The following is a 13,269-nucleotide window of genomic DNA, read 5'->3' as shown; positions in this document are numbered from 1 at the left end:
CTTGCAAGACAAAACTCACTCATTACACCTCTGTAGCACGAATAATTTTGAAATTGTTATCGATTCGTAGATACTGATACAACATACATATAACCGACTCGTATAAAACGAGCTTTGATATTCAATTCGCTTCAAATAACTAGGACACTACATGCAAAGTAATGCAGCAAATGGAGGAGCTGAATTAGACCAGCTTCATCTGTTTACTCGAAAAGACGTCTGGCAAGGCTTCACGCAACTGGTACCCCTCTCATTTTTCGTCGTCATTTTTGGTATCGCCTTTGGTGTCGCGGCCGTACAAACAGGCTTAGAACCTTTTCCTATCATGCTGATGAGCACACTGGTGTTTGCCGGTGCATCTCAGTTTGCGACGCTAGAAATGTGGGGCGCACAGGTTCCGTTAGTCCCCGTTTTGATTACCGTATTCGCCATAAACGCACGCCACTTATTAATGGGAGCCACGCTCTACCCTTGGTTGCGTCACCTCTCACCAGCCAAACGATACGGTGTGATGTTGTTTGCATCTGACGCCAATTGGGCGTTGTCGATGAATGCGTTTGGACGTAAAGAACCAGGGCTAGGTTTACTGCTTGGTGGGGGTATCGCGCTTTGGTCATTCTGGATAGTCGGCACTTGGCTCGGCTTCTATTTTGGTAATGCAATCAAAGACCCTGTTAGCCTTGGATTAGATATGGTGATGGGTTGTTTCCTGCTCTCTATGGTTGCAGTCGGACCTAAGAACTTACGTATTTTCGTTATTTGGTCAGTCGCCGCAGGCTCTTCTCTCTTAGCTTATTGGTACTTGCCTGAAAACACTCACGTGGTTGTCGGCGCTTTAGCAGGTGGAACACTTGGCGCGTTCTGGACGGAGAAGAAAAAATGAATATTGAAACCACAGACGGTGGCACGATCTTAATCATTTTCGCTATGGCGTTAGTAACCTTGGTCACTCGCTGGGGCGGCGTCTTTGTGATGTCATTTATCCCGATTGGCTACCGCGTTCAGCAGTTTATCACCGCGATGTCTGGCTCTGTGTTAGTCGCTCTCCTTGCGCCCTTAGCAGTTGAAGGTGACGCTGGCGCTAGAATGGCACTGCTCTCCACAGCGGTTGTGATGCTAGTATGGAAAAAACCGCTACCAGCAATTTCTGCTGGTCTAATAGCGGCAGCTTTAGTTAGGGCAATGTAACGCCCTAACCACATTGAACCATTTAACTCCCATTTCGATGTGGCTTTACGTAGCGGTTAAGCCACTCTTTTTCTCAGGGTGTAATACGACTATCTTTAGCTATCTTTGCACCATAGGATGTTCTGGTGCGTATTGTATCAGATCCCATAGGTTGCCATATAAATCTTCGAATACCGCGACAGTGCCATATTCTTGAACTTTAGGTTCGCGGATAAAATTAATCCCAATTGACCTCATATATTCATAGTCACGCCAAAAATCATCGGTACTAAGAAACAAAAACACACGACCACCAGCTTGATTACCAATAAAATCAAGTTGTTCTGCTTTAGAGGCTCTTGCCAACAACAAGGTCACACCATGCGAGTTAGGCGGCGCGACCACAACCCAGCGCTTGTCTTGTTCAGGCTGATACGTATCTTCGATTAACTCGAATTTTAACTTGTTCACGTAAAAGTCTATCGCTTCGTCATAATCATTAACGACTAGTGCGATATGGACAATATTCTGTTTCATATCTACCTAATTTAGTGGTTGAGTATCATTAGATTGGAAGCTGATTGTCGCGACTGTACCCACTTCTTCTTCGCTTTGTATTGTAAATTGCCAACAAAAGCGCTGGCATAAATCCGCGATTAAAATGAGACCCAAGCCGTGACCATCTTCAAACGGCTGATCAATAAAGCCAATACCTTCATCCATGACTGAGATGGAATCTTGGCTCATTTTGACCGTGATTTTGCCACTCTCGCAGGCAGATGCCGCATTGCGGATCAAGTTGCCAATCACCATGTTGAGCACGGCATGACTGGCATTTATCGACGGTTGTCCGCTGACGTCAAGCTCTATACTGACTTCATCTAACGGAGTCTTGCGGAAATTGCTTTCAATAATCTTTGCTAGCTCTCTCTCTGTTACGAGCCTGAACTCAGCGGCTTCTTTATCTCGTTCATAGCGAACAAGGCTAAGCAACGCATCCACTATCGACATCATTTGGTTTGCAGATTCATTGATCAGGGTAAGTTGCTTGACTTGAAACGGGCTGTTCTCTTGGCGCTGCAGTAAGCTGCTCGCACCCTTTATGACGGTTAACGGTGTTCTAAGCTCATGACTGGTATAACGGGAAAACGCTTGCTCTCGACTGATCAACGAGACTAGCTCTTGATTATGCCGATTGAGCTGTTCGGTCAATTGAGTAAACTCTAACGCCGCATGTGGGCTGACCGAGAAGTGTCGATTCTTGTCTTTTTGCCGAAACTGCTTGGTTAAACTATTGAATGGCGAGATGAGACTGTTTGATAAAAGAATAAGTAGAATGGTAAAGACAGTCATCAAACAGGCAAACACACCCAGCACAATTTTGAGGATAAAGTCGAACTCGGAGTCGCTCAATTCAATATCGTCTATTTTGCTGATCAAGATAATCGGCTTAGTGACGCCATTGTCTTGATACTCATCGATATACAGCATTCTCGACGAGTCACCTTCTTCACCCACTTCGCCGTGAAATGAACGTTTGCCTTGCGCATACTTTAAATATTGCGGTGGAACAAGGTCAAAATCATTATAGGCATCGGTCAAAAAGTCGATAGTCAACTTCCCTTCTTCACCATTTAGATAACGCTCAACCGCGACGTTAGAATCTAGCGCGATTCTCTTCGCCCCCACCTCGTCTTCAGCCCAATCTACGGTGAAGACAAACATAAAGTAAAACGTCAGCCCAATAAATAAAGACACGCCGACAAAAAACAATGCCAAGCGTGTCGTGAGACTTTTCGTCGTATTGCTGATGATGTTAATGGCGTTATACCTCTAGTTTGAATCCCTGTTTTGGCACCGTTTTCAGCATCTGGGTAGAAAAAGGCTTATCGAGTTGATTGCGCAGATGATAGATATGAACTCTGAGCGCTTCCGTGTTGATCTCCTCTTCTTCCCACAACAAGCTTGCGATTTCTTGCTTTGACACCACTTGCGGAGCCTTGCGGCACAATAACTCCAGAATCGAATAACTGGTTGGGTTGAGTTTTAGAAGGACTCCTTCACGAAACGCTTCTTTCTCTTTGCGGTTAATACACAGCTCACCAAATGAAAGTGTACTTGATGCCACCAGCCCTTTATAGCGTCTGATCAGTGCACGTAACCTCGCTTCTAATACCTCGAGATCAAACGGCTTAGTTAAGTAATCATCGGCGCCTAACTCGTAGCCTTTAAGCAAGTCTTCACGGCTATCCATAGCCGTTAGCATCAAGACGGGGGTATCTACTCCCTGACTTCTTAACGCCTTACACAGCTCTAAACCGTTCATTCTCGGCAGCATTAAATCGAGCACAATCGCATCAAAGCATCCTTCGGTCGCCAGTTGAAAGCCAAGTTTACCGTTCGATGCGTAATCAAACTCCACCTGCAAAGATTCAAAAAAGTCACACAGTACACTAGCGACATTTTTATCGTCTTCGATGATGAGTATCTTCTTCATTGTGCTCGCTTCCCTACTGTCTAATATTGCTCTTTCTGCGCGTATAAACCATTTTTATAAGCGAAACTTCCCCACAACGCATACGCGTTTGCCATTGAAAGCTTATCAGAGTTTACTTGAATTGGAGTCAACTCTTGAGTCGCTTTTTCATATTGATAAGATTTTGGTTCATCTTGTGGCTTAAAGACAATCACCTCACGGTTTGCATCCATCCAAGCAAAGGTTTTTCCGCGTTGCATCAATGCGCGTTGCTTACTGGCTGGAACGTCTTTTGTCAGGTCATAACCGACCATCGGGTGTTCTGCGCTGATGCCCGCTAACGACAACAATGTCGGCGGAATATCTAACTGACTAACCAGTCGATCGTCCTGCTTTTGCTCCACACCACCACCAAAGATCACCGCCGGAATGTGGAAGTTTTCTACGGGGACGGCTTGCGTTCCATACACGCGTGCGTCGTGGTCAGCAATCGCAACGAAGACCGTATTATCCCAGTAATCCGATTTCTTTGCCTTTTCGACAAACTCACCCAACGCAAAATCAGCGTATTTCACCGCGTTTTCTACGGTTTGTTTAGGCTCGTTGTATTGCTCAATCACATTGTCAGGATACTCAAACGGAGTATGGTTCGACGAGCTAAACACTAAGCTAAAGAAAGGTTTGCCTTGCTTGTTCATTTCGGTAAAACCTTTGTGCGCATGGTCATATAAGTCTTGATCTGAAGCACCCCAAGAACCGATAAACTTCGGCTGGTCAAAAGTTGGCAAATCTTGGATATCGTTAAATCCATTCCCTAAAAAGAACGACTTCATATTGTCGAAGTGACTTTCTCCACCGTAAACAAACTGCGTAGTGTATCCACGTGATTGCAGTAGATCTGCGATAGTGAAAAAGTTCTGCTGGCTCTTTGAGAGTTTTACCGTTGAGCGTGATGGTGTTGGAACAAAACCGGTCGTTACCGCTTCAATCCCGCGCACCGAGCGTGTGCCCGTTGCGTACAGATTGGTGAACCCCCAGCCCTCTTTGTAGAGCTTATCTAGGGTTGGCGACAGGTTCTTTCCACCCAACTCGCTAACGTAGCGCGCACCGTGGCTCTCGAGCAACAAGATCACAATGTTCTTTGGCTGCTGTTTGAAGCTTGACTCATGGTAAGCATACGTTGGTAACGCACTATCAAACTTGGCATTCTTCTCCGCTTTAATGCTGGCTTGAACTCGTTTTACAATCTCGTCCGCAGGCAGTTTAGGGTAATAATCAAATGCATCGTTTTCAGACGCCATCTGTTTTGCCGCAAACAGCACTGAATACACAGAATTCAGCGTCAAATCATTCACTAATGGGTCGGTCGAATAAGCCACCATCGCTGGGTTAAGTGGTCGGTGTCCCAATGTAGAACGTGCCCCCATCACACCAACAGCAAGAACAAGCACAGCAATCACTGGTCGCCAATACCATTTTGGGTATCGTAGATTGCTGACCATGTACTGACTCGCCTTCCAGCCCAAGATCAAAGCGATTGCACTGACGACCAATCCGACGAAAAGTTCTAGCTTGTATCCATTCCACAGCATGCTGGAAACCTCTTTTGGATACACAAGGTACTCAATGAACAAGCGGTTTGGTCTTAGATCATATTCTTGGATGAATGGAAACGTGGCGACTTCCATATAGATCAGTAGCCAAATCCCAGCCGTAATCCACACTCTAAATAGCGTTTTAAATCCTCGGCCGAACGTGTTCTCTGAGAAGAAAAAGCAGGCGAGAAATGAAGGCAAGATCAACAAGTAGCTGACCGTCGCTAAATCGATTCGTAATCCACCAAGCAGCGTTGAGCTCATATCACCGAACTCAGCGAATCGCTCCCATTGCCAACCGATTAACACCAAGCGAGACAGTAAAAAAATTGCCACACAGCACACTGCACTCGCGGCAATCGGAAAGAGAATTCCGAGCCTGAATTTGATTCGATCTAACATGACTATTCCACCCAACACTTACAAAAATAAAATCGTTACCCACACACCAAAGGCGAGGCATAAACTTAGAAATACTGCGGCCGAGCCCATGTCTTTCGCTCGACCACTGAGTTCGTGATGTTCGATTCCGACGCGATCAACTACAGCTTCGATTGCCGAGTTCAAAAGCTCGACAACTATGACGAATACAACACAAGCAATCAGGGCGACTTTTTCTGTACTGGTAATCGGTAGAATTAGCGCAACGAAAGTTAAGAACGCGGCGAGCACGGTTTCCTGACGAAAGGCAGCTTCGTACTTCCAAGCCGCTTTTAAACCTTTAAATGAATACCCTGTTGCGTTAATGACACGCTTCATCCCTTTTACTTGAGTCTTTTCTACACCTGCAGTCATCGCTGTTAGCTCTTTGATTGATTTAAAAATGGTTTTTGACTGAGCAATGAGAACACGAGGAACGTAAAAAAAGCGTGAAAAATAAACTAACGAACTAGACCGCTTCCAAACGGCGTTTTGGCGAATGCGAACGCGACACAAGGGGAAAAGCCAAATCGTATAGCCCAACCATAAAAATCCTGACAGGAAATTTACATTGGAGATTTAATTAAACGTTAGATGCTAACTTTATGACGATCAGGTGCGATAGTTTTTCCTCTCCGGTTCATTAAGGGCTTACTAAGGAGACAACGATGACGGAATACCGTGAGATGGCAGATGCGGCAGCAAGAATGGAACGAGAAAAAAACTACAGCGGAGCTAGGGTAATGTGGCAAGAAGCGGCGGAATGCGCAAAAAGTCGTGATAATTCAAAGTGGGCGCAATCAAGATTTGCTTTTTGTTGTGCTCGCTTAAGTGAAAACAGGCGATACCTATATCGATAGGTGGCTAGGAAATATGTGCGCAGTAACTTCTTCTTTCATTATTAGCGCCAGCACCGTTTCCCGTCAGAAGAAGTTACTCTCAATATCAGACCCCATCAGAAACTCGTGAAAGATAACACCTTGATAAACAACACCGTAATACATGTGATCTACTCTGCGTTGGTCGGTATAGGCTTACCGTTTGCAGCCAATGCAAGCTCCACAATACAAAATGCTGTCGACTTATGGACATTGAATGGGCAGAACTTCAGCAGCTTAAAAGCATGCTCAATGCAAAACGAGTTAAAAAAAGAACAACTCTTTGTTTACGCTGATTCTTCATGTGTCATCAGTGATCTAGCCGCCTATACACTATTAAAAGAATGCGTCAGCACCCCTAATATCGACCGAGTAAGTATTTTAGACGTGATAAGTGAAAAAACGTACTTGAGTTTTGATGTCAGCGCGAAGACGTGTCAGTACTTGGCCGCGCAACTTGATACTGCACATGCAAAACTGGCAGCAACTTATGCTAAAACGAAAAAGGGTTACGTCATCCAGTTTTACTCAGGTGATAAAGAGCCGGCTTCAATCCTAGGTAGATGCGCGGAGATTCCCTTGTACCAACACGTTGAAGACAATACGTTTTATTTAGTGAGCGAAGCCTATGAACGATATTCGGAGGCGAAGCAGCTCATGAACTCAATAAATGAAAAATGCCAAAATATCGATACTTGGATTCGACCTGTTTCCATTACTCAATTTTGATTTTGTGTGTGTCGCTCACCCTAAGCTCGATTTCCTTTAAATTACATAATTTACACTCATTCGGGTCACACGTTTCAAGACAGTTCAATTTCTCCTGTACCTTTTTTAAAAGAGTGGGATTGGCAATCGACTTAATGATATTGAATTTAAGCAGATAGACACCCATCTTATCCTTCTCATCCAAAGGTGGGTAGTATTTCATTTCTTCCGCATTAAAGACAAATTTGCAGAATTCTATAATCGGCCTGCAATCAACATTGAAAAAATAAACAAAATCTTTAGTTTTAGAATAAGCCATTAAATATAAACAGATAGCTTGAACAATCAACTCAAAATAATGTTCTGAGTTAACATAATATCCCAACGAGACTAAACAACTTCTATCCACTTCGTTTTGTGGAATGGTAATAAACGATGGAATACCGTTCAGCTTCTCTATATCGATAATCCCCGACCAATGGCCGAGAATTTCATCGTTTTCATTCTTAAGTACAATACTCTTGTAATCAATGCTGCTTTTCATTTCATACAAGGCACTTTTAAAATTCTTTAGTGGAGAGACGTTGCCATAAAACTCGCCAAATCGTTCAACATGTTCCTGATAACTGTCGCGTGATATTTCTGACTTGACGTACTTAGGCACGTAACGATAAGAAAGAACTGAAAGTGAAAAATCAAGCGCCTTGGTCAAGTTGTAAAGAATAGCGTCATACTTCGTTGGATATTTAATTTTGGACAAATCCAACGATCTAATATGCTCTTTTAAGCATATACCTAAGCATTTGGCTATATAAAATTGCTTGTATAACGGAGGTGTGCTTTTTCCATTTAGCCATCGGCTCAATGTAATAGCATCTAATCCCTTGAATTCTTCGTAATATTTATTTTGAAGAAGGGCAATTAGTTCTTTCCTTGATATTCCTTTGCTTTCAATCCAGAGGGACAGGCTATCTTTAAATTCTAGAGCCACGGCTAAACTCCTTGGTACTTAATACTTATTATTATAGTTTCACATAATACCTTTGCATTATAATTCTATCAATTAATATTAATACAATAGGATTGTTCTTACAAAGCCCAAACAAAAAGAGCCCATCGATGATGGGCTCTTAGTTTATTAACCACAGCGGGTATTAATTACTGAGCCCACCACTGTGCTACATATCCTTCACCATTGTTCACCGCGGGATGGAACGATTTAGCTCCAGCAGTATCACCATTACAGCCATAAGCCGAGACGCCTCCTAAGGACATCAACGTTGGGCTTGTGCAGACACCAAACAAATCTAGCTGATGGTCATTTTCACCCCAAAAACCCCAGAAATTGTTCAAGTATTGACCATAAATCACTTCATCTACAGAGAAGTGGAATCCATACCCTCCACCATAAGCTGTCATATTGCCCAAACTATTTCCGCTGCTATCTTTTAAATTTACGGTGCGCGTGGTTTGGTATGTACCAACAAAGTAGCTCCCATTGAGCATTCCATAAACTCCAGATTGTTCGCCACCACCATTAAAGACATAGTCACCTTTATAAAACGTAACTGGATGCGTAGTCTGCATATACCAATTCTGTACAGTGTTATCTGGGTCTTTGTTAATCGTCTCTACTGACGTATCCGAGGTGTAAGATACTCGTGAATATGACAAGCCATATTTATTGCTCATCTCAGCGTTCGTTACGCGGAAGTCATTGTAGTTGACAGTTCCACTCTCTGATGTCACCAGTCCTCGACCGTTAGTAAACAAAGAGCCATTAAACGCCACATTCTTACCGCGCTGCGAGAACACATTCGTGTTGCCACCAAAACGCTGTAAGTTCGTTTTCTCTGAGTAAGACCATACGAGTGTATATCCACCTACGGATTTCTTTGACGAATCAGATTCTGGTTGTGAAACCATGTCGCACTGGGTTTTGTAGGTGTAGGTATTGTCGGCACTTCTTAGCCAATATTCCCCATCGTTAGCTTTCAGGGCAAACGGAGAGTTATAAGTTAAGAAAATGTCTTGACAACTTTTTGCCGGCTGTTCGAACGATCCGATAACAACTTTGAAGAAATCAAATGAGCCAAGCTCGTAAGTCACCTGGCCAAATACATCGTAGCCAATAACCAACAGAGTCACATTGTAAATACGTTGTTCAGGAGTAATGGTAAAAGACTTCTCTTTAGAGACAGTTTCACCATTGATCACCCATTCGTACTCATATTTGCTGACATCACAGTATTCGCATGTTACCGATGCGGTAATAAGATCATTTTGTCCCTCAGTTGCATTAATTTCCGTGATATCCAGTGCTGGTGGATTACCTACATGAACAATCACGTTACCAGCAATTTCTGCCCCCGAGTTAGTCTTAACTTCAAAGATGAAGTCATCTACACCCATGACGTTGCTATTAGGTGTATAAATAACTTTGTATACACTCTCATCAGACACTTTGACCGTTCCAAGCAACGCACCTGACGTACTTTTAACTTCTACTGAAGCCTGTTCACCAGGACGATACCCTTCAATCAATGACGATATATCGATAGTCAGTGGCGTGTTGACCGTCACGTTAAATGTTCTTTCAAGCTCACTCTTCAAAGACAGATGAGTATTTGAATTAACAATAACTACCCAATGTTGAGTGACATCGTTGTCTCCATCAGTCAATACAGCATCAAAAAAATGTGCGCCTTCGGAATCAACTTGTGCATCAACTTGTATTTTTGATTTGTCCGTTGAAATTTTCGCTGTTACTTTTCCAGATGTCGGTTGCGTAACCGATTTAAACGAGACTGTGTCTCCATCGATATCGGTCGCAAGAGCTGATGCGGAAATTGACATTCCTGTGAGTTCATTTGCATACCAAATGTACGGATTATTTTGTAATATAGGGGCACTGTTTTCTTTTACGTACACACGAACAATACCTGTCGCAAAACCGCCATAATGGTCGCTGACTTGATAGCTAATATCGTGCAAGCCAGTACGGCTAAACGTCACATCGAACTTAGTATTATCCAACTGGGTTAAGCTTGTTGGTGAAACGGTGGCGTCGTACGCGTAAACCCCTACTAGTTGGAGAGAATCACCGTCTGAGTCAAAAACGCAGCTACCTTTAGTATCTTGCGGTTCACGACCATAGGTACAGTCCGCACTAATATCACTAGCGACATCGATTGTGTATTTCTGTCCGACTTTAATATCCACCCCATTATTGGTCCACTGGAAATATTTGGTTTCAGGGTTACTATTGCTGTCTGATGAGCTGACGCTGATATCGATTGCACCAACTTTAAAGTCCCCTACGCCGTCACCATCAAAATCGTCAGACAGTGAATATATTAAGCGCGTAATGCCGCCTAGGTCGTAGGTGTCACTAGTGTATTCAACAATGCTCTTTTTTAAGTCATCCGTAGTCGCTTTCGCACTGCCTGAACCAAGCACCAATACCGTGCTAGATAAGACGTATTTGTTACCTTCACTGTCCGTCGGATATAAGCTCGCTAGCTGAGCATTCAAATCGATATTTGCTACGCTTCCAGGCACAGAAATAGAGACCTGAATAGGTGGAAGTGTTGTCGACGGCAAAGAACGTAGGCTAGAACGGCTATTTGGCATGATCGTTGTACGCTTTTCAACCAGAACGCTCGTTACCATTCTTGGATTCGAAAAGGTTGTTCCAGACTCAACGCTACGCAATGAATATTGGTATTGACACATCGTCGGATTTTCAAAAGCCTCCAACTCAAATATCATGCCCGATATGGTCACAGGATCACACTGACTGCTCCCCGTGATATTAGTAATATCATCGATCAGCAGCTCGTCGCTATTTGAGATAGAGTTTCTTTCGCTTAAATTAACCGAGAGCTTTTGTTCAGTGACAGTACGCACAATACTATCTTGTGTGTAAACCACTGGCTCTTGCTCTACCGGACGATTATAGTTCGATGTTGAACTACCACTCCCTTCTCCACCACAACCCAATAGTGCAAAAGGCACTGCTATTAAGGCTAAATATGATTTTTTCATCATTACTCTCACACATATTCATTAAATGAATTAATACGAAGGCTTAACCGTTATAAATATTTTTAATAACGAGCCTTGTGAGTATTTTTATTTTTTTGGATTTTTTACTTTTACAATTTCACCTGGGTATACGTAATCCAAATTCCGACCAGAAAAGTAATCTTTATTCATGCTTACAAATTCATCTAAGGACATATTAAATCGTCGGCATATTTGGTAGATGTAATCACCCTCTTTAAGAACGTAATCAAGCGTAGACTTCACTTCCTGCTTATTAAGTTCTGGCTCCGGTACCTTTTCAATAGTAGGTTCAACCACTTTTGGTTCTTCTGGAACAGGTTGTACGACTTCTTCTACTTTCTCTTCTGTGAAAATACAGTCACAAGCTGGTTGTGGTTCAACGGTTGCTTTCTCTTTATAAAACTTATATTTCACACCCAAGCTGTATGCGTATTGATCTAAATAGTCCGAACTGAAAGACTGGTTAACGCCTAAAACAACCGCCCAGTTGTTATTGATGTTGTAGTCCACATCCAACTTCACGTAAGGGTTCACTTCTTTGTCTCTTGCTTCATTCCCTACATCTAGGTCGGCTAAGAAACCACCTGAGAGAGCGAAGTTGGTTTTATCGGTGAATGGAAAGTTCAGCTTTAGCAAGGCTCCATATTGAAGAAAGTTGCTGTCAAACTGTTCTGAATTCCAATCGATGTATCTAACGGTGTTCTCGATCGAGACAAATTTATAAACCGGTACGCCGATATCTAGCGCATAACCTATACCGAAATCAGAGCTATCTTCTGAATCTAACTGATTCACAAAATCTAGCTTCGGTGAAATATAAAACGATTCATCGTATTCTATTGCATAGCTGGCGATAGAGTAGATGGCAGTCGCTACTGCAATGAGTTTTTTAAACATATTAAAAGTCCAATCCAAATATTACGACAAAGGAGTCCGAGTAACCGCCAGTAACGACTTCATTGACCGTTTTGTCGCTGTAACCAACCGTTAGGTTGTAATTAATTCTCGTCTTATCACTTCCAACAGGCGCCAATACCACGCCAGCATTGTTCAATACAGAGGTGGTTACATTGCCGTTATCACCGACAATCACTTGGTCTTCACAGGTATCACAGTGAACGTAATACGGAATTTTTTTCTCTGTTTGAGTGTCATGGGTTAAGGAATATGTTTTTGAAGTATCAAACTTCATTTTAATCCCAGTATTAAAGTAACCCAGCGTCTCGATATTAAACCGAGTTTCTCCCTTTACCGTTCCTGAACCATATTGAGGAGACATTACGCCGCCGTTTTCTGGTGTCACTATTAATGACGTAAATGTTTCTGGAAGATAGTTGACTTGAAAAGTCAAATTAAACGACAGATTTCGATAGGTTAAAATCGACATGCTGTTGTAGAAGTAATAACGAAACGGAACTTTCACACTACCTACATATACACCTTCAGCCTTTCCTTTTAGCGCTTCCAACAATTTTTTTATTTCAAATATTGGCCTAACAAAATAAAAGGGAATATTCTCTGAACCTGATTTACTTATAATGGCGGCAGAGCTAATACAAGATGACATCGAATTATTCAGAATTTTCGTCATGCTTGAGGTCGTAGAGTTGCTGCAATAACCTGATTCCAGCCCCAATTTATCGTTAATTGCAGTTGAATTGCTCAGACTACCCCAGTCATACTCTAAACCTTGAACCAATACCTGCACGGTTGTTTGTTCTGAAGAAGGACCCGTTAATGTCACGTTTTTATTTACTTGCTGCATCGCTGGTATCCACTTTTTTGTGGGTTCTAAACTAGAAAATATTTCTGATGTAGTCGCAACATAATATCCGCTTCCCCAATCGCGTGAATTTTCATATCGAACATTTTGTCCTTTGACTGATATGTTAATCGTCAATGCACTACTCGATGTGCTAAATATAAAACCAAGAGCTAATAGAATTAGATGTTTCAT

13 protein-coding genes are annotated in these 13,269 nt (G+C 42.6%); 4 read left to right on the top strand and 9 right to left on the bottom strand.

The window, feature by feature from the left end:
• The first annotated feature begins 151 nt into the window (after positions 1-151).
• Positions 152-883 (top strand): AzlC family ABC transporter permease, encoded by a 732-nt coding sequence (locus HCZ42_RS06170; RefSeq protein WP_167419870.1) that lies wholly within the window; start codon positions 152-154, stop codon positions 881-883.
• Positions 880-1,188: an AzlD family protein gene (locus HCZ42_RS06165; RefSeq protein WP_167419869.1), complete on the top strand. Its 309-nt coding sequence runs from the start codon at positions 880-882 to the stop codon at positions 1,186-1,188. Before HCZ42_RS06170 ends, HCZ42_RS06165 begins: the two co-directional genes overlap by 4 nt.
• Before the next feature lie 99 nt (positions 1,189-1,287).
• On the opposite strand, the gene HCZ42_RS06160 is transcribed toward HCZ42_RS06165, so the two are convergent.
• The 5 genes from HCZ42_RS06160 to HCZ42_RS06140 are packed head-to-tail and all read right to left on the bottom strand — an operon-like array spanning position 1,288 to position 6,033.
• Positions 1,288-1,704, bottom strand: a complete 417-nt coding sequence (locus HCZ42_RS06160) for a VOC family protein (RefSeq protein WP_167419868.1) — start codon at positions 1,702-1,704, stop codon at positions 1,288-1,290.
• Between the two features lie 6 nt (positions 1,705-1,710).
• Positions 1,711-2,946, bottom strand: a complete 1,236-nt coding sequence (locus tag HCZ42_RS06155) for a sensor histidine kinase (RefSeq protein WP_167419867.1) — start codon at positions 2,944-2,946, stop codon at positions 1,711-1,713.
• Positions 2,947-2,992: 46 nt separating this feature from the next.
• On the bottom strand, positions 2,993-3,664 hold the full coding sequence (locus HCZ42_RS06150; protein ID WP_167419866.1) for a response regulator transcription factor: 672 nt from the start codon (positions 3,662-3,664) through the stop codon (positions 2,993-2,995).
• Between the two features lie 20 nt (positions 3,665-3,684).
• On the bottom strand, positions 3,685-5,640 hold the full coding sequence (locus tag HCZ42_RS06145; protein ID WP_167419865.1) for an LTA synthase family protein: 1,956 nt from the start codon (positions 5,638-5,640) through the stop codon (positions 3,685-3,687).
• A gap of 18 nt (positions 5,641-5,658) precedes the next feature.
• Positions 5,659-6,033, bottom strand: coding sequence for a diacylglycerol kinase (locus HCZ42_RS06140; protein ID WP_167419864.1), 375 nt, complete (start codon positions 6,031-6,033; stop codon positions 5,659-5,661).
• A 293-nt stretch (positions 6,034-6,326) separates the two neighbouring features.
• On the opposite strand from HCZ42_RS06140, the gene HCZ42_RS06135 reads away from it, so the two are divergent.
• Positions 6,327-6,518, top strand: coding sequence for an ANR family transcriptional regulator (locus tag HCZ42_RS06135; protein ID WP_167419863.1), 192 nt, complete (start codon positions 6,327-6,329; stop codon positions 6,516-6,518).
• A 105-nt stretch (positions 6,519-6,623) separates the two neighbouring features.
• Positions 6,624-7,265 carry a hypothetical protein gene (locus HCZ42_RS06130; RefSeq protein WP_167419862.1) on the top strand — a complete coding sequence of 214 codons (642 nt, stop codon included), beginning with the start codon at positions 6,624-6,626 and terminating at the stop codon, positions 7,263-7,265.
• On the opposite strand, the gene HCZ42_RS06125 is transcribed toward HCZ42_RS06130, so the two are convergent.
• From HCZ42_RS06125 to HCZ42_RS06110, 4 genes are all read right to left on the bottom strand, one after another.
• Positions 7,252-8,235 carry an XRE family transcriptional regulator gene (locus HCZ42_RS06125; protein WP_167419861.1) on the bottom strand — a complete coding sequence of 328 codons (984 nt, stop codon included), beginning with the start codon at positions 8,233-8,235 and terminating at the stop codon, positions 7,252-7,254. The two genes, HCZ42_RS06130 and HCZ42_RS06125, sit on opposite strands and share 14 nt — an antisense overlap.
• A 167-nt stretch (positions 8,236-8,402) precedes the next feature.
• Positions 8,403-11,291, bottom strand: coding sequence for a hypothetical protein (locus HCZ42_RS06120; RefSeq protein WP_167419860.1), 2,889 nt, complete (start codon positions 11,289-11,291; stop codon positions 8,403-8,405).
• Positions 11,292-11,378: 87 nt separating this feature from the next.
• Positions 11,379-12,209 (bottom strand): outer membrane beta-barrel protein, encoded by an 831-nt coding sequence (locus tag HCZ42_RS06115; RefSeq protein ID WP_167419859.1) that lies wholly within the window; start codon positions 12,207-12,209, stop codon positions 11,379-11,381.
• 1 nt (position 12,210) lies between these two features.
• Positions 12,211-13,269 carry a hypothetical protein gene (locus HCZ42_RS06110; protein ID WP_167419858.1) on the bottom strand — a complete coding sequence of 353 codons (1,059 nt, stop codon included), beginning with the start codon at positions 13,267-13,269 and terminating at the stop codon, positions 12,211-12,213.

This window comes from Vibrio hepatarius (genome assembly GCF_011806575.1).
Taxonomy (GTDB): Bacteria; Pseudomonadota; Gammaproteobacteria; order Enterobacterales; family Vibrionaceae; genus Vibrio; species Vibrio hepatarius_A.
The sequence above is the reverse complement of the archived record's forward strand: the minus strand, read 5'-3'. Positions and strand labels throughout refer to the sequence as shown.

Excerpts from the sequence above, each read along its gene's own strand:
- HCZ42_RS06145 (WP_167419865.1), bottom strand. The coding sequence starts at position 5,640 with ATGTTAGATCGAATCAAATTCAGGCTCGGAATTCTCTTTCCGATTGCC.
- HCZ42_RS06115 (WP_167419859.1), bottom strand. The coding sequence starts at position 12,209 with ATGTTTAAAAAACTCATTGCAGTAGCGACTGCCATCTACTCTATCGCC.
- HCZ42_RS06140 (WP_167419864.1), bottom strand. The coding sequence starts at position 6,033 with ATGACTGCAGGTGTAGAAAAGACTCAAGTAAAAGGGATGAAGCGTGTC.
- HCZ42_RS06120 (WP_167419860.1), bottom strand. The coding sequence starts at position 11,291 with ATGAAAAAATCATATTTAGCCTTAATAGCAGTGCCTTTTGCACTATTG.
- HCZ42_RS06170 (WP_167419870.1), top strand. The coding sequence starts at position 152 with ATGCAAAGTAATGCAGCAAATGGAGGAGCTGAATTAGACCAGCTTCAT.
- HCZ42_RS06110 (WP_167419858.1), bottom strand. The coding sequence starts at position 13,269 with ATGAAACATCTAATTCTATTAGCTCTTGGTTTTATATTTAGCACATCG.
- HCZ42_RS06165 (WP_167419869.1), top strand. The coding sequence starts at position 880 with ATGAATATTGAAACCACAGACGGTGGCACGATCTTAATCATTTTCGCT.
- HCZ42_RS06150 (WP_167419866.1), bottom strand. The coding sequence starts at position 3,664 with ATGAAGAAGATACTCATCATCGAAGACGATAAAAATGTCGCTAGTGTA.
- HCZ42_RS06160 (WP_167419868.1), bottom strand. The coding sequence starts at position 1,704 with ATGAAACAGAATATTGTCCATATCGCACTAGTCGTTAATGATTATGAC.
- HCZ42_RS06135 (WP_167419863.1), top strand. The coding sequence starts at position 6,327 with ATGACGGAATACCGTGAGATGGCAGATGCGGCAGCAAGAATGGAACGA.